The sequence below is a fragment of the Clostridium collagenovorans DSM 3089 genome (genome assembly GCF_900130005.1).
In the GTDB taxonomy this organism is placed as follows: domain Bacteria; phylum Bacillota; class Clostridia; order Clostridiales; family Clostridiaceae; genus Clostridium_D; species Clostridium_D collagenovorans.
This window is the reverse complement of record NZ_FQXP01000003.1, coordinates 346,624-363,001: the sequence shown is the minus strand read 5'-3', so window position 1 is coordinate 363,001 and position 16,378 is coordinate 346,624. Positions and strand designations below refer to the sequence as shown.

Genomic DNA, 16,378 nt, shown 5'->3' with positions numbered 1-16,378 from the left:
CACCTCCTTTTTTGTCGTATAAATAACTTAAAGTTTTGTAATAAAAGCTTGAAAAGGTGTCATATTTAAAAAATTGTAAGTAATTACATTTACTAAATCAGCATTTGTATTTATTTTATATTAATTTTCCAACAATGTCAATATGGCAAGGATTGTATAATGCACATATTTTATACCTTTACTTTATACTACATTAATACGATTTTTTCTTCATATTATATTTTTTACTTTTCTTTATTTTTTATACAAAATAAAGACATAACATCTTATATTATGTTATGTCTTCGATTAAATTATTCTTCTACTTTTTTTGCAGTCTTTGTATCTTTTTCAGCTTTAACTTCTTTAGCTAAAGGTAAGCTGTATTTTTCTCTTATTTTATTTTCTATGTCAAGTGCTACATCAACATTTTCAACTAAGTATTGTTTAGAATTCTCTCTACCCTGACCAAGTCTCTTATCACCATAAGAGAACCATGCCCCACTCTTTTGAACAATAGACTCATTAACACCAACATCTAATATGTTACCTTCCTTGGATACACCTTTCCCGTACATTATATCAAACTCTGCTTGTTTGAACGGAGGTGCTACTTTATTTTTAACTATTTTTACTCTAGTCCTATTACCTAAGAAATCGTCGCCTTGTTTTATACTATCAATTCTTCTAACATCCATTCTAACAGATGCATAGAATTTTAGCGCTCTTCCTCCTGGTGTTGTTTCTGGAGAACCAAACATTACTCCAACTTTTTCTCTTAATTGGTTTATGAATATAGCAACACAATTTGACTTGTTGATTGCCCCTGCTAATTTTCTTAAAGCTTGAGACATAAGTCTTGCTTGAAGTCCAACATGAGAATCTCCCATTTCTCCTTCAATTTCAGCCTTTGGAACAAGTGCTGCAACAGAGTCAATTACTACTATATCTACAGCTCCTGATCTTACTAAAGCTTCAGTAATTTCAAGTGCTTGCTCTCCTGTATCTGGTTGTGAAACTATTAAGTCATCTATATCAACACCTAAGGCTTTAGCATAGATAGGGTCTAAAGCATGTTCAGCATCTACAAAGGCTGCAACTCCACCGTTTTTTTGTGCTTCTGCAACTATATGTAATGCTACTGTTGTTTTACCTGATGATTCTGGTCCATATATTTCTATGATTCTTCCTTTTGGTACTCCACCAATTCCTAAGGCAATATCCAAACTTAAGCTACCAGTTGATATTACATCTAAGCTAGTTTGAGTTTTTTCTCCTAGCTTCATTACTGAACCTTTACCAAATTGTTTTTCTATTTGTGACATAGCCATCTCTAAGGCTTTTAATTTTTCGTTATCCATACAAATCCCCTTAGGGTTCACCATCCTTTCCGAAAGTCGAACACAAGTTCTTATTTAATTATATATTTATCTTTTATAGTTGTCAACAATACTTAATAAAAAGTTCCTACATTTTCTGTAGGAACTTCCATATTTTTATTATTTACACTTTTTAGAATTTAATTCAATATTTTTTATTTTTTTGTATCTATTACATCACTATTCTTAACAAAATAATCTACTCCAGATATTATTGTTATTATTACAGCTAACATCATTAATATAGATGTTAACTCTCTCAAATAAGGTATACTTATGCTCAAAGATTCAAAACTCATAACCAGCAAACCTGCAATAGTTGCTACCATTTGTATAACTGTTTTAACTTTTCCCCACATACTAGCTGCTATGACTTTTCCATTAGATGCTGCTATAGTTCTTAACCCTGATACTGCAAATTCTCTAGCTAGTATTACTACAACTATCCACCCTCTAATTAACCCGAAGTCAACTAAAGCTAGAAGTGCTGCTGTAACTAATAATTTATCTGCTAATGGATCCATGAACTTTCCAAAGTTGGTTATTTCATTTCTTTTTCTAGCTATGTATCCATCTAGTTTATCAGTAAGTGAAGCTATTATAAATATAGCTGTTGCTATTATAACTCCATTTGAAATAGGGAAAGTTATAAAAATTATAAATATAGGTATTAAGAATATACGAATCATTGTAAGCTTATTCGCTAAGTTCATTCTCCACAACTCCTATTAAATCGTATTCTAGCGCTTCAGTAATTCTCACCTTTATGAAGCTACCTAGTTTTATATTATTTTCACTAGTAAATATTATTTCACCATCAACCTCTGGTGCCATTTCATAATTTCTTCCATGGTACATTTCACCATCGAAATTATCTACAATCACATTATATACCTTTCCAACTTTTTTTTCATTAATTTCTTTTGAAATTCTTTGTTGAAGGAACATAATTTCTGCTTCTCTTATTTCTTTAGTTTCTTCACTTATTTGATTTTCCATATCATATGCTGCAGTGTTTTCTTCTCTTGAATACTTGAAAACCCCTAATTTATCAAATTTAGCTTCTTCGGTAAATTTCATAAGTTCTTCAAAATTAGCTTCCTTCTCTCCCGGAAAACCTACTATATATGTTGTTCTTATATTAATTTCTTTTATTTTTTCTCTTAATTTACCTATATTTTTAGTTATAAGAGCTCTTCGTCCTTTTCTTCTCATTGCCTTTAAAACATCATCACTTATATGCTGAAGAGGTATATCTATGTATTTACACACCTTATCATTATCAGCTATTTCATTAATAATGTCCTCTGTAAGTTCCTCAGCATAACAATATAATATTCTTATCCACTCTATCTTTTCTATTTCACTAAGTTTTCTTAAAAGCACATGAAGATTTTTTTCTCCGTATATATCTACTCCGTATCTTGTAGTATCTTGAGCTACAATTATAAGCTCTTTAACCCCTTGATTTGCTAAACTATTAGCTTCCTTAAGAATACTTTCCATAGTTCTACTTCTATACTTACCTCTTATCTTAGGAATTGCACAATATGCACAAGCATTATCGCAGCCCTCTGATATTCTTATGTAAGCATAGTGACTATCTGTAGTTAAAATTCTCTCTCCTTCATTTATATTTGTGTCACTGTAATTGCAGCAACATAATTTTTCTTCCTTGCTTAAGGCATTTTTTATAAGTCTATCTATATCTGAATAATTATTAACCCCTAGTATTCCATCTAACTCTGGCATAAGCTCTAATAACTCTTTACCATATCTTTGAGTTAAACATCCTGTTGCTAATAACACCTTACACTTATTTTCTTTATATCTAGCCATTTCAAGTATAGTATCAATAGATTCTTGTTTAGATGATTCAATAAAACCACAAGTATTTACTAATATTATATCAGCATCTTCTGGTTCTTTAGCTAAGTCATATTTATTGTATAAAGTAGATAGCATTATTTCGCCATCAATTCTATTTTTATCACAACCAAGATTAACCAATCCCAATTTTAATTTACTCACTTATGTTCCTCCTATGCATTAAAAAGCATTTTTATAAATTTTATCCGCAGAATTTTATTTTACCACAAATATATTTATTGTTAAATATCATTTTTAGAAACTAATACCTGTCTTGGCTTACTTCCATTTCTACCTGATATTATTCCTCTTTCTTCAATCTCTTCTATTAATCTAGCTGCCCTATTATATCCTATTTTATACTTTCTTTGCAACATTGAAGTAGATGCATATCCGCTTTCGATTATAAACTCTATAGCATCACTTAAAATCTCATCACATTCACCTGACTCATTAGCTTCTTTAGATGCACCTTTATCTATCTCTTCTATAATTTCTTGCTTATATTCAATTTCATTGCTTTGATTTTTAATAAACTCAACAACTCTCTCAACTTCTATCTCAGATATAAAGGCTCCTTGTATTCTTATAGGTTTAGGCGCTCCTGAAGGATAATAAAGCATATCGCCCTTTCCTAAAAGCTTTTCCGCTCCTGCTGAATCAATTATAGTTCTAGAATCAATTTGACTTGAAACTGCAAAAGCAATCCTAGATGGTATGTTAGCCTTAATCATACCTGTTATAACATCTACTGAAGGTCTTTGTGTTGCTATTACTAAATGCATACCAGCAGCTCTTGCCATTTGAGCTAATCTTGCTATATAATCTTCGACATCCTTAGGACATACCATCATTAAATCTGCAAGTTCATCTATTATAATAACTATTGAAGCCATCTTTTCTTCCACTAATCCTTTATCATAAAGCTCATTATATCCAGCAATATTTTTAACTGCATTTTCTGCAAAGGTATTATATCTTCTCGTCATTTCATTTACTGCCCAATTCAAAGCTCCTGATGCCTTTTTAGGATCAGTTACAACTGGTATTAAAAGATGAGGTATACCATTATAAACATTTAGCTCTACAACCTTAGGGTCTATTAATAGAAGTTTAACTTCCTCTGGTGAGTACTTATAAAGCAAGCTACATATTAATGTATTTATACATACACTCTTTCCTGAACCCGTTGCCCCTGCTACAAGTACATGTGGCATCTTACTTAAATCACCAACTATACATTTACCACCAATGTCTTTTCCCAAACAAAAAGCTAAATTCTTTTTAGTATTCACAAACTCCTCAGACTCTATAACCTCTCTAACACACACAGAAGTTAATTCTCTATTAGGAACTTCAATTCCTATAGCCGCTTTGCCAGGTATAGGTGCTTCCATTCTTATACCTGCTGAAGCTAAATTTAAAGCTATATCATCTGCTAAATTCACTATTTTGCTAACCTTAACACCAACTTCTGGTTGTATTTCATATCTTGTAACTGAGGGTCCCTTAGTTACTTGTAATACATTAGCATTGACACCAAAACTACTTAAAGTTTCTTGCAATTTATTAGCATTACTTAATAATTCTTTTTTATCAAGTTTTTTATTTTTTATGCTTTCATTTTCATTCAGAAAATCTATTTTAGGAAATTCATACTCTATCCCCTTATTTTGATTGCAAGAGTTTATTATTATTTCATCCTCTACTTCTCTTTTTATATTTTCATTTTCTATTTTTTTCCCCTTAGATCTCGTACCCTTAGGTTTACTATAAATACTAGGATCCTCTTCATAAACACTACTTATTTCCGTGCTTTCATCTGCTACAACTTCACACTCTTCACCAAAATCTATATTTATTATGTTTCCTTTATTTGAAGCCTTATCATCCTTTGAAAAATCATTTATATTAACCTGTGGATCAGCTATTATAGTTTCTCCTTCATCCTCTAAGGTAACTACATTAACACCTTCCTTTTTATCCTTTTTTGGTGTTTTCTTCTTCATTTTGCTTTTATTCTTATTAAAACTTACAATTATAGCACCTATAAGCTCTTTAACAGAAATATCTAAAAGCAACACTGTTAATATAAAATACATTGCTATTATAAGTATGTAACTTCCCACTTTTCCAAATAAACTATATAAAGGATAATCTATTATATATGCTATAATTCCTCCATGAAATATAGAATCTAAATTATAAAAATAACTAACTGGTATAAAACCTATATCCATATTAATCATTTTAGGCATAGTAACATTTTGAAATAATAAAAGAGTATTTATTACTATCCCTATAATCTCATAGAACTTAGAGCTTACAAACTTTCCACTTTTATTGTAAACAATATATCTAAATCCTATATAAATTATTATGAAAGGAAATAGAATAGCTCCTGCTCCCATAATTGCTATCAAAGTCTTTCTAACAACATTTCCTAAAATTCCAGCGGACGATTGAGAAAATACTGCTGAAAATATACTAACTAATAATAAAATTCCTATGGTGATATATATAATCCCCTTAAGGTCACTTCTCATTCCAGTTTTATTAACACTTTTCGTCTTAGACCCTTTAGAAGTTTTTTTACCCATTTCTACACCTCCAAAATATACAATATACTATTTTTCATTAATAGCATAAATATATATTACCATAAAACTCCTTAAAGAAAAATTCAAAATTAAGTTTCTTGAAAATTATGGTTATTTTTTACACTTTATTTATAATTTCTCTTCATTAATTACTTAAATTCAATATTTTAATTCCATTTAACTTTCATACAATATTTTTAGTTTAATTCAAACTTTTATAAAAGATAATTAAGTATTACAGTTTATTTAGGGCTTATTGTGGAATTATATACTTAAATCTTGTATAATAAACAAATATAAATATTAACTATACTTTAATTTCAAAACTGAGGAGAGTAAAATTGGATTTATTAACTTTAAGTAATAATATATTGAGTTCAAAAATTATAACTAATATTTCTTATGACTTTAGGAAATTTTTAAATATTAAGAAGAGCCATAACTCTATGGGAATTATGACAGTGGAAACAGATTTATTAGCTTACACTGCCTTTGATGAAGTAACTAAGTTCTTAGATGTTGAAGTAATTTATGCTAAATCTACTTACTGTGGTCACCAACGTGCTACTACAAAATTAGCTGGTGAATTTATAGGTATTATATGTGGAGAAAATCCAGATGAAATAAAAAATGCTTTGAATTTCATCTCTCATTATATGGATAGAGGCGCTGGTGAAATTCAATTTGCTAATGATGATGAAGGTATCCCTTTTTACTGTAAGCTTATTTCTAAACCTGGTTCTTATTTCTCAAATATAGCAAATTCTAATGACGAAGCTTTATGTTTTTTAATAGCTCCTCCATTAGAAGCTGTTTATGCTATTGATGCTGCCTTAAAAGCAACTAGTGCACATTTACGCTATAATTTTGCACCACCTACTGCCACAAATTTCAGCGGTGCAATTTTAGGTGGTTCAGAGTCAACTTGCAGAGAGGCTTGTTTAGCTTTCACAAAGGCTATGAATGAAATTGCTAAAAATCCTAAGGATTCTTTAAAAAACTAAAACTTTAACTTATTTACACAAAATAAAAACATCAAGATAAAGCTTATCTTGATGTTTTATATTATTTTTCTTCTTTATTATGTTCCTTTTCATTTTCATCTATCATGGTATTTAATTTTTCTATAGCTTCCTTTAATCCACCAACCTCATCTATTAACCCTATATCAACTGCTTGATGTCCTATGAGAATAGTTCCCATATCATTTAAAAGTTCTGTTGTCTGAAGCATAAGCTTATGTAGAGCTTCATTTGTAATCTTTGAAGTTCGTGTAATAAAGTCATTTATTCTTTCTTGCATTTTATTAAAATATTCAAAGGTTTGAGGTACACCTATAACTAATCCATTCATTCTAACGGGATGTATAATCATTGTTGCTGATGGAGATATAAATGAATATTCAGCTGAAGTAGCTAATGGCACTCCTATAGAATGACCTCCTCCAATAACTAAAGATACAGTAGGTTTGCTTATACTTCTTATCATCTCAGCAATTGCAAGCCCTGCTTCAACATCTCCTCCTACAGTATTAAGTACAATTAAGACTCCCTTTATTTTAGGATCTCTCTCCACTGCTATTAGTTGAGGAATCATATGCTCATATTTTGTAGTTTTAGTTTGTGGATTTTGCACCATATGCCCTTCAATTTGCCCTATTATAGGAAGTACAAATATATCATCTTGAGCCTTTGGTATTTCAGTATTTCCTAGTTCCTTTAAATTTTCTAAATCTTTATTTTCCTCTTTATCTTCTTCCTCTACTTCATTTATAATTATCTTCTGTTCTTTTTTTATTTTATCCACGAAAAACACCTCCTAATCTGCAATTATTTTGCACATTAAGAGGTGTATCTATACACTAAAGTTTAAATTCCTTATGGATAGCAGCTATTGCCTTAGTAGCATCCTCTTCCTTAATAAGACACCAAATAGTCATGTGTGAATCTGCTGTTTGTAAAACCTCCACATTACTTCTTGTAAGTGCTATTAAAATTTTAGCCATGACTCCAGGAGTTCCTTTCATTCCACTACCTATAATAGAAAGTTTACTACAATGCTCTGTAACACTGCAATCCAAATTTAATTCCTCAAAAATTTCTTTTAACTTACTTAAATCCTTAGAATCTATAGTAAATATTTTTTCCTTTGGAAATACATTTATTAAATCTAAGCTTATATTGTTTTCTGCTAAGCTTTCTAAGATTTTAAAGTAATTTTCATTTGAATTATAAGAAATTCTTATTTGAGTTCTATTATTCATGCAAGCTATTCCTGTAACAGGTGGTCTATCTGCATAGTCCACTACATTACTAATTAAAGTTCCTTCACAATCGTTCATTGTGTTTCTAATTAAAAGAGGAATATTATATTTTTGCGCTATAGTTACAGCACGAGGATGAATAACCTTAGTTCCTTGATCAGCAAATTGGAATATTTCCTCATAGCTTATCTTTTCTATTAAGGATGCTTCTGGTACTACTCTAGGGTCTGTAGTCATCATACCATCTACATCTGTATATATTTCTACTCTCTCCGCTTTTAAAGCTGCACCTATAAGAGCCCCTGTAACATCGCTTCCGCCTCTACCTAGAGTAGTTATATAACCATTCTTATCTTGACCTTGAAATCCTGCAATGACAGGTATAATACCTTTGCTAATTAAATCGTCTAAATTCTCAGTATTCACATTAAGAACTCCAGCATTAGCAAAATTGCTATCTGTTCTTATTCCAGCCTGCCCACCAGTAAGTGGCATTGCCTCAATATTGGCCTTTTTTAATTCATCACACATAACAACTGTGCTTAATATCTCACCACAACTCATCAATAAGTCTGTTGCATGTAAATTATCTTTAGTGAAATCTGCACTTACTAAAGATAGCAAAGTATCCGTTGCATAGGGTTCACCTTTTCTACCCATAGCTGATACTACCACCACTGGCATATTACCTTCTTCTAAACAATTTTTAACCTTTTCAACAATTCTTTGTCTTCTTTCTAAAGTTGAAACTGAAGTTCCTCCAAACTTTTGTACTACTATTTTCATCCAATATCACCTTATCCTAATACTTTATTAGTAAATATTATTATCCACATCGATTATTATAGTCTTAGATCCTATTTTTTTAATAGAATCCCAAGATATTTCATTATAGTCGTTTCTTGAAAAAAATGTGAATCTTGATTTATTATTATTCAAAACTAATAGTTTTAAATTTCCTTCATTATCTATTATAATATCATTATTACCTAAAAAGCTATATCGATCTCCGTCATTTATGTTAATTATCTCGTATTTCTCCATGTCACTATAATATTTCATGCTACTTTCCATAATAAGTACCTCCCTTAGCCTTTTATTATTATATATTCAGCTAAAATAAAGTATATGACTATATTGTAACAAAATCTATAGTTTTGAATATAATATTAAGTTAAATAAAGGTTCTTTATACTGAATTTAATCTTATATAAAGAACCTTTATTTATTATTAAAATTATATTTTATAATTTAAAATTTCATATTTATCTTTTAGTTCATTTAATACTAAGTCATAATCTGATCCAACTAAAGCTATATTTTGTATACCTGGTATAAATATCTCTTTCATAACACGCTCTATACTCTCATGATTTATATCTTCTATATAACTTAATATTTCTTCAGGAGTATTTATTTTATTCAAAAATAAAGCAGCTTTCCCATTAGCAAACATTCTACTACTAGTACTTTCTAGCCCTAAAATATAATTACCCTTCATTTGTTCTTTAGCTTTAAAAAGCTTTTCATGTGATAACTTTATATTACTAAATTTTTTTATTTCCTCTTCAATAGCATCAAGAGCATCCTTCACATATCTCTTATTTAAACCCATGTATATATATAGGTTTCCTATATTAACCATGCTATTAGGATAAGCATATATAGAATAGCACATTCCTAATTCTTCTCTTAACTTTTGAAATAATATAGAAGATGAGCCTCCACCTAAAAGATTACTTAACATAAGCAATGTGTATACATCCTCATGACCTATAGGGAATCCCTTAAGTGCTACACTTAAATGTACCTGTTCAATATCTTTCTTAACAAAATAATTCTTATTTACTATATCAGGCTTATTATAATCTATATGAGATACACTATTGTTCCAATGACCAAAATATCTATTCACCAAATTATAAATTTCTGATTTATTGAAATTACCACTTATTGATAAAACTGAATTTTCAGGTGTATACTGTTTTTTCAAAAACTGCTTTAATTCGTCACTAGTAAAGGACTTAACAGTTTCCTTAGTACCTAAAATTGGATATGCAATTGAGTCCTTTCCGAACAATCCTTCATAATGTATATTAGAAAGAACATCCTCTGGATTATCTTCGTCCATACTTATTTCTTCTAAAACAACTGATTTTTCTTTTTCTATCTCTTCCTCATCAAACTTACTATTAAATAGCATATCAGAAAGAACATCTAAGGCTAAATCTAAATGACTATCTAAAACCTTTACATAATAACACGTAGCTTCTTTTCCAGTGAAAGCATTTAATTGGCCACCAATATCCTCAATAGATTCAACAATTTCCTTAGCGCTTCTTTTATCAGTTCCTTTGAAAAGCATATGTTCTATAAAATGTGATATACCGTTATTTTCTCTGCTTTCATTTCTCGAACCATTTTTTATCCATATGCCTATACTAATAGATTGCACATGGGGAATATGTTCAAGAGCAATTTTCAACCCATTGTTTAAGCTAAGCATCTCATACATAAAATTTACTCCTATATAAATAAAAAGGCATTTTCATGCCTCTTTCTTATTTTTCCATTTCAATTGCTTCTTGCATAGCATCTTTACGAGAAAGATTTACTCTTCCCTGATTATCGATTTCAGTTACTTTTACTAAAATCTCATCGCCAACTGAAACTATATCTTCAACTTTATTTACTCTCTTATTATCTAATTTAGAGATATGAACTAAGCCTTCTTTATTTGGTAATATTTCAACGAATGCTCCGAAAGCTGCAATCTTAGTTACTCTACCTAAGTAAATTTCTCCAACTTCAACTTCCTTAGTTATATCTTCTATCATTTTCTGAGCTCTTGCTGCTGCTTCACTATCAACTGACATAATTACTATAGTTCCATCATCATTAGTATCTATAGTTACATTAGTTTCAGCAATAATCTTCTTAATTGTCTTTCCACCAGCACCTATAACATCTCTTATTTTTTCTGGATCAATCTTTAATGTTATCATTCTTGGAGCATATGGTGAAAGTTCCTTAGGTTCTTCTATACAAGCATTTATCTTATCTAAAATGAACAATCTAGCTGTTCTTGCTCCATGAATAGAGTCATGTATTACATCTTTAGATAAACCTTTTATCTTAGTATCTACTTGTATTGATGTTATTCCTTTTTCAGTTCCAGCAACCTTAAAGTCCATGTCTCCAAAGAAATCTTCTATTCCTTGGATATCTGTAATAACTTTTTCCTCAGTTAAATCTTCATTAGTGATTAATCCCATCGCTATACCTGCTGCTGGTCTTTTAATTGGAACCCCTGCATCTAGTAATGCTAAAGTACTACCACAAACACTTGCCTGAGAAGTTGAACCATTTGAACTTAAAACCTCTGATACTAATCTAATAGTATATGGGAACTCCGCTTCTGAAGGAATTAGTGGTTCTAAAGCTCTCTCTGCTAAAGCTCCATGCCCTATTTCTCTTCTTCCAGGTCCTCTTAGAGGTCTTACTTCTCCAACACTATAAGATGGGAAGTTATAGTGGTGCATATATCTCTTAGAGCTTTCTTCACCTATTCCATCTATCATTTGCATATCCCCTAAAGCTCCTAGGGTAGCAACTGTCATAACCTGAGTTAATCCTCTTGTAAATAATCCTGTACCATGAGTTCTTGGAAGTAATCCAACTTCACAGTCAATTTTTCTTATTTCATTAAAGGCTCTTCCATCAGGTCTCTTACCTTCTTTAAGTAACATATGTCTAACTACTTCTTTTTGCATTCTATATACAACGTCACCTATGTCACCTTTATTATCCGCATATTTCTCCCCAAATTCTTCATTAATCTTTGAATTTACAAGATCCATAGCTTCATTTCTTTTATCTTTATCAGTAATATGCATAGCTTCATTTATCATATCTGCTGCAAATGCTCTAATTTCTTCTTCAAGAGTTCCATCTACCACATATAAAACTGGTTCTGGCTTTTCTTTTCCAAAAGCTTTCATTGCTTCTTCTTGGAATTCAATTATTTCTTGACATTTTTCAAAACCAAATTCTATGGCTTTAATCATTGTTTCTTCATCTATTTCATTAGCCCCAGCTTCAATCATCATAACTCTTTCTTTAGTAGCACTAACAACTAAGTGTAACTCACTTACTTCTCTTTGAGCTGTAGTTGGGTTTAAAATAAACTCTCCATCGATTAATCCTACCAAAACATTTCCTATTGGAGTTGTAAAAGGTAAGCTTGATATTGATAATGCTGTTGATGCTGCATTCATAGCTAGAATTTCTGGTGAGTTATCTTGCTCAACAGATACAACTGTACATACAACTTGAACATCATTTCTATATCCTTTTGGGAATAGTGGTCTTATAGGTCTATCTATAGCTCTTCCACTTAATATAGCTTTTTCAGATGGTCTTCCTTCTCTTTTAATAAATCCACCTGGTATTTTTCCAACTGCATATAATCTTTCTTCATATTCAACACTTAGAGGAAAGAAATCTATTCCTTCTCTTGGTTCCTTTGAAGCATTGACATTTGTCATTATAACAGTATCTCCATAGCTTAAAAATAAAGCACAGTCAGATAACCTTCCAGTCTTGCCATACTCAATTTTTAAGGTTCTTCCTCCAAATTCTCTTTCAAGTACATGACTCATAATTTGGTACCTCCGCTTAATAAATTTAAAATCTTCAAACTTATATATATATTATGTTTTCGTAAATATTTTAATACAATTGTTTAAAAGAATAGAGCGGCAAAGCCGCTCTATTGATTATTTTCTTAAATTTAATTTTGCAATTATTGCACGGTATCTTTCGATATCTTGCTCTTTTAAGTAGTTTAATAATCCTCTTCTATGTCCAACCATCATTAAAAGACCTCTTCTTGAGTGGTGGTCTTTTTTGTGCATTTTTAAATGCTCATTTAAGTGATTGATTCTGTGAGTTAATAATGCTACTTGAACTTCAGCAGATCCAGTGTCTCCTTCGTGCATAGCATATTCTTTGATTATTTGTTCTTTTAAAGCTTTTTCCATTAATATACACCTCCAAAAATTATCCCCGTTATACCAAGAAGTCGCCGGCATTCGATAGTCTTAGTATAAGGTTCATCAATGATTATATCAGATAAAGATACTCATGTAAATTATTTTTTATTATTTACATTCTAATTTCTTTATTTTTCGCATATAATTTATCTTTATTCAATTGAGTTTGAAGTTCATCTAAAGAATTAAAACACTTTTCATTACGTATTCTTTCAATAAAAAACACCTTAACTTCTTTATCATATATAACTTCTTCAAAATCTATAATGTGCGTCTCTACACTTAATTTATTCCCATTTACCGTAGGATTATACCCTATATTTGTAATTCCTTTATAAAATTTATCCTTATATTCTACTACTGTATAATATACTCCACCTAAAGGAAGTGCAAACTTTTTATCATAATCTAAATTAATTGTTGGAAATCCTAAGGTTCTTCCAAGTTGCTTTCCCTTTATAACTTTCCCATGCACATAATAGGGTCTTGTTAATAATTCATTAGCTTTCTTAACTTCTCCTTGTGCAATTAAAGCTCTTATTTTAGTACTACTTATAATTTCTCCATCCATTGTTATAGGACTAACTATATGCAATTCAAAATCTAACTTTTTAGAAAACTCTATAAGTAATTCTACATCACCTAGATTTTTGTACCCAAATCTATAATTAAATCCAACCACTATGCCCTTAACTTTATAATGTGTAACAAGTTTTCTTATAAATTCTTCTGGTGATAGTTCCATAAAATCATTATTGAACTGGCATAAATTTAATATATCTATTCCCAAACTATCCAAAGTCTTTATCTTTTCTTCCGTGCTTTGAAGCAATTTAGGCATAATTTCATAATTTATAGTACTTAATGGATGGTTTTCAAAGGTAAATACCATTGATTTAATATTATTTTTACTTGCAAGTTCCTTAGTTTTTTTTATGAGCTCAATGTGCCCCTTATGTACACCATCAAAGCTTCCTAATGCAACAATAGTGGACTCATTAAAATTTTCACAGAAATTATCCCTGATAACTAACATGACCTTACTCCTAATTAAAAGACTTAAGCAATTTAAATCCCTTTGAAGTTTTACTAGCAATACCTAAAAACTCATCTTCATAATAAACTCTATATATTATATCAAATTGAGTTTCAGAAAAAATCTCAGGATCTTTCATTGACACTCCATTTAATAATAATTTTTTTACTCTCTCAGATATACTTATGAAAGGATACTCCTCAAAAACCTTTTCTGATGTAATTAAATATTGTTCTACATTCTCTTCTGTTAATTTATCTAAATGAATAGAGTTTTCTTTAACAAAAGTTCCTGTAGCCTCCCTTTCAAGGCTCCACATCATGGCACCACAATTAAGTTTTTGTCCTATATCGTAACATAAACTTCTTATATAAGTTCCCTTTGAGCATTTTATTCTTATTTTTGCAACTGGTAACTTTAATTCAAGAATCTCTATATCAAAGATTTCTATTGGCCTTGCTACTCTTTCTATTTCTATACCAGCCCTTGCAAGTTTATAAAGCTTTTGACCATTTACCTTTAATGCCGAATACATAGGTGGTACTTGATCTATCTTACCCACAAAAGATAATATAGCTTCTTTTACTTCATCTTGACTTAAATCTACTTCATTTTCTTCAAGTATCTTTCCTTCTCTATCATAGGTATCTGTTATAATACCTAGCTTAAGTTCTGCTACGTATACCTTATAGTCATTCATTATGTAATCTACAGCCTTTGTTGCAGAACCTATACATATTGGTAATACTCCACAAGCAAGAGGATCTAATGTTCCTGTATGCCCAACCTTCTTTGTATTACAAACTTTTTTCACTTTACGAACCACATCAAAGGAGCTTATTCCTAAGGGTTTATAAACATTAATTATTCCATTCATTATATCAACTCTTCCCTTAAAATTTCCTTTAATTTATTTTTTGTTTCTTCTATATTCATAGGTGTCGCAAATCCTGCAGCTCTTACATGCCCTCCCCCATTAAAGTGAGAAGATACCTTATTTACGTCTACATATTGTTTTGAACGTAAGCTAGCTTTAACTCCACCCTCTTCTTTTTCTTTTATTAAGGCAACCACTTCTACGGATTCTATTTTATTTCCAAAACTTAAAACATCGGAAGTATCCTCATCTAAAAGATTTAATTCTTCTAACATTGCTCTAGTTATATACATAATACAAAGTTTATTGTTATAACTTAGTTCAATAGTATCTATGACTTTTCCGTATAATTTTATCTTCTCTATTGTTTTACGATCAAAAATCATTCTATGTATTTCTGAAAAGTCTATACCTGTTGAAATTAACTTACCAGCTACTTCATGAGTTTTTTTCGTAGTACCGGAATGTCTAAATGAACCCGTATCAGTTAAAAGTCCTGTATATATACAGGTAGCTATATCTCTATCTATAACAACTCCTAAATTCTCTATAAGTTCGTGTATAATCTCACTTGTAGAAGAGCTAGTATCTTCAACATAATTGTAGTCACCATAGTATTCATTTGATACATGGTGATCAACATTTATTATTTTGTAATCTCTATCTTCAAAATTTATATTTCCATTTATTCTTTCTTTGTTAGCACAATCTAGTACAATTACACATTCTGTACCTTCTAATACTTCCTGTTTATCTTCACATACCTCATTTGAGTTTTTTAAGAATTCAAAGCCCTTTGGTAATTCTTCTTTACTTATTATATATGGATTTTTACCTAATTTTTTTATTGCTTCATATAATGCTAAGGAACTACCCATAGCATCTCCATCTGGAGACACATGACAGGTAATTCCTATAACATTAAGTTCTTTAATTTTATTAGCAATGTCACTAATCTTCACTTTTAGATTCTTCTCCAATCTTTTTAAGTAAAGATTCTATATGCATTCCATATTCTAAGCTTTGATCTAACTCTATAACTATTTGAGGTATATGTCTAACCTTTAGAACTTTTCCTAATTCTGATCTAATAAACCCTGAAGACTTTTTAAGTGCATCAATTGTTTCCTTTTTGCTCTTTTCATCACCAAAAGTACTTATATACACCTTTGCATAACTTAAATCACTTGTCACATCTACTCTAGTAACACTTGCTAAAGTTGATATTCTAGGATCCTTTACTTTGTTTTGAATTATGCCGCTTACATATTTCTTTATTTCTTCATTAAGTCTACCATTTCTATATTTTGACATAATACAC

At 30.2% G+C, this 16,378-nt stretch carries 15 protein-coding genes; 1 reads left to right on the top strand and 14 read right to left on the bottom strand.

From position 1 onward, the window contains the following. Window positions 1-293 precede the first annotated feature (293 nt). The 4 genes from recA to BUA48_RS01740 all read right to left on the bottom strand — a co-directional run bounded on the left by recA (window position 294) and on the right by BUA48_RS01740 (window position 5,827). Window positions 294-1,340 carry a recombinase RecA gene (gene recA, locus BUA48_RS01755; RefSeq protein ID WP_072829466.1) on the bottom strand — a complete coding sequence of 349 codons (1,047 nt, stop codon included), beginning with the start codon at window positions 1,338-1,340 and terminating at the stop codon, window positions 294-296. Window positions 1,341-1,513: 173 nt separating this feature from the next. Then, window positions 1,514-2,071 carry a CDP-diacylglycerol--glycerol-3-phosphate 3-phosphatidyltransferase gene (pgsA, locus tag BUA48_RS01750; protein ID WP_072829464.1) on the bottom strand — a complete coding sequence of 186 codons (558 nt, stop codon included), beginning with the start codon at window positions 2,069-2,071 and terminating at the stop codon, window positions 1,514-1,516. Beyond that, the gene (rimO, locus tag BUA48_RS01745; protein ID WP_072829462.1) at window positions 2,055-3,389 is read right to left on the bottom strand and encodes a 30S ribosomal protein S12 methylthiotransferase RimO; all 1,335 of its coding nucleotides are present in this window, start codon (window positions 3,387-3,389) and stop codon (window positions 2,055-2,057) included. The genes pgsA and rimO overlap by 17 nt, the downstream gene beginning before the upstream one ends. Before the next feature lie 80 nt (window positions 3,390-3,469). Further along, on the bottom strand, window positions 3,470-5,827 hold the full coding sequence (locus BUA48_RS01740; RefSeq protein ID WP_072829460.1) for an FtsK/SpoIIIE family DNA translocase: 2,358 nt from the start codon (window positions 5,825-5,827) through the stop codon (window positions 3,470-3,472). A 341-nt stretch (window positions 5,828-6,168) separates the two neighbouring features. On the opposite strand from BUA48_RS01740, the gene eutL reads away from it, so the two are divergent. Then, a complete protein-coding gene (gene eutL, locus BUA48_RS01735; RefSeq protein WP_143147652.1) occupies window positions 6,169-6,831 on the top strand; it encodes an ethanolamine utilization microcompartment protein EutL in 663 nt (220 codons plus the stop codon). A 61-nt stretch (window positions 6,832-6,892) separates the two neighbouring features. Here eutL and BUA48_RS01730 read toward each other — a convergent pair whose 3' ends face one another. The 10 genes from BUA48_RS01730 to rbfA all read right to left on the bottom strand — a co-directional run bounded on the left by BUA48_RS01730 (window position 6,893) and on the right by rbfA (window position 16,371). Further along, complete coding sequence (locus BUA48_RS01730) at window positions 6,893-7,633, bottom strand: ClpP family protease (RefSeq protein WP_423231106.1); 741 nt, start codon at window positions 7,631-7,633, stop codon at window positions 6,893-6,895. A gap of 55 nt (window positions 7,634-7,688) precedes the next feature. Next, the gene (gene dapG, locus BUA48_RS01725) at window positions 7,689-8,876 is read right to left on the bottom strand and encodes an aspartate kinase (RefSeq protein WP_072829456.1); all 1,188 of its coding nucleotides are present in this window, start codon (window positions 8,874-8,876) and stop codon (window positions 7,689-7,691) included. A 27-nt stretch (window positions 8,877-8,903) separates the two neighbouring features. Continuing rightward, window positions 8,904-9,164 carry a YlmC/YmxH family sporulation protein gene (locus BUA48_RS01720; RefSeq protein ID WP_072829454.1) on the bottom strand — a complete coding sequence of 87 codons (261 nt, stop codon included), beginning with the start codon at window positions 9,162-9,164 and terminating at the stop codon, window positions 8,904-8,906. 163 nt (window positions 9,165-9,327) lie between these two features. Then, window positions 9,328-10,605 (bottom strand): M16 family metallopeptidase, encoded by a 1,278-nt coding sequence (locus BUA48_RS01715; protein WP_072829452.1) that lies wholly within the window; start codon window positions 10,603-10,605, stop codon window positions 9,328-9,330. Window positions 10,606-10,651: 46 nt separating this feature from the next. Next, window positions 10,652-12,751, bottom strand: coding sequence for a polyribonucleotide nucleotidyltransferase (locus tag BUA48_RS01710; RefSeq protein ID WP_072829450.1), 2,100 nt, complete (start codon window positions 12,749-12,751; stop codon window positions 10,652-10,654). Between the two features lie 117 nt (window positions 12,752-12,868). Further along, on the bottom strand, window positions 12,869-13,132 hold the full coding sequence (gene rpsO, locus BUA48_RS01705; protein WP_072829448.1) for a 30S ribosomal protein S15: 264 nt from the start codon (window positions 13,130-13,132) through the stop codon (window positions 12,869-12,871). A 124-nt stretch (window positions 13,133-13,256) separates the two neighbouring features. After that, window positions 13,257-14,180, bottom strand: coding sequence for a bifunctional riboflavin kinase/FAD synthetase (locus BUA48_RS01700; protein WP_072829445.1), 924 nt, complete (start codon window positions 14,178-14,180; stop codon window positions 13,257-13,259). Window positions 14,181-14,190: 10 nt separating this feature from the next. Continuing rightward, window positions 14,191-15,057: a tRNA pseudouridine(55) synthase TruB gene (gene truB, locus BUA48_RS01695; RefSeq protein ID WP_072829443.1), complete on the bottom strand. Its 867-nt coding sequence runs from the start codon at window positions 15,055-15,057 to the stop codon at window positions 14,191-14,193. Beyond that, the gene (locus tag BUA48_RS01690) at window positions 15,057-16,019 is read right to left on the bottom strand and encodes a DHH family phosphoesterase (protein ID WP_072829441.1); all 963 of its coding nucleotides are present in this window, start codon (window positions 16,017-16,019) and stop codon (window positions 15,057-15,059) included. The genes truB and BUA48_RS01690 overlap by 1 nt, the downstream gene beginning before the upstream one ends. Continuing rightward, window positions 16,009-16,371: a 30S ribosome-binding factor RbfA gene (gene rbfA / locus BUA48_RS01685; RefSeq protein ID WP_072829439.1), complete on the bottom strand. Its 363-nt coding sequence runs from the start codon at window positions 16,369-16,371 to the stop codon at window positions 16,009-16,011. Before rbfA ends, BUA48_RS01690 begins: the two co-directional genes overlap by 11 nt. Window positions 16,372-16,378: the final 7 nt, after the last annotated feature.

Bases quoted from the DNA above. Each gene is read 5' to 3' on its own strand.
- recA (WP_072829466.1), bottom strand. From the start codon at position 1,340: ATGGATAACGAAAAATTAAAAGCCTTAGAGATGGCTATGTCACAAATA.
- pgsA (WP_072829464.1), bottom strand. From the start codon at position 2,071: ATGAACTTAGCGAATAAGCTTACAATGATTCGTATATTCTTAATACCT.
- BUA48_RS01740 (WP_072829460.1), bottom strand. From the start codon at position 5,827: ATGGGTAAAAAAACTTCTAAAGGGTCTAAGACGAAAAGTGTTAATAAA.
- dapG (WP_072829456.1), bottom strand. From the start codon at position 8,876: ATGAAAATAGTAGTACAAAAGTTTGGAGGAACTTCAGTTTCAACTTTA.
- BUA48_RS01720 (WP_072829454.1), bottom strand. From the start codon at position 9,164: ATGGAAAGTAGCATGAAATATTATAGTGACATGGAGAAATACGAGATA.
- BUA48_RS01715 (WP_072829452.1), bottom strand. From the start codon at position 10,605: ATGTATGAGATGCTTAGCTTAAACAATGGGTTGAAAATTGCTCTTGAA.
- BUA48_RS01710 (WP_072829450.1), bottom strand. From the start codon at position 12,751: ATGAGTCATGTACTTGAAAGAGAATTTGGAGGAAGAACCTTAAAAATT.
- rpsO (WP_072829448.1), bottom strand. From the start codon at position 13,132: ATGGAAAAAGCTTTAAAAGAACAAATAATCAAAGAATATGCTATGCAC.
- BUA48_RS01700 (WP_072829445.1), bottom strand. From the start codon at position 14,180: ATGTTAGTTATCAGGGATAATTTCTGTGAAAATTTTAATGAGTCCACT.
- truB (WP_072829443.1), bottom strand. From the start codon at position 15,057: ATGAATGGAATAATTAATGTTTATAAACCCTTAGGAATAAGCTCCTTT.
- rbfA (WP_072829439.1), bottom strand. From the start codon at position 16,371: ATGTCAAAATATAGAAATGGTAGACTTAATGAAGAAATAAAGAAATAT.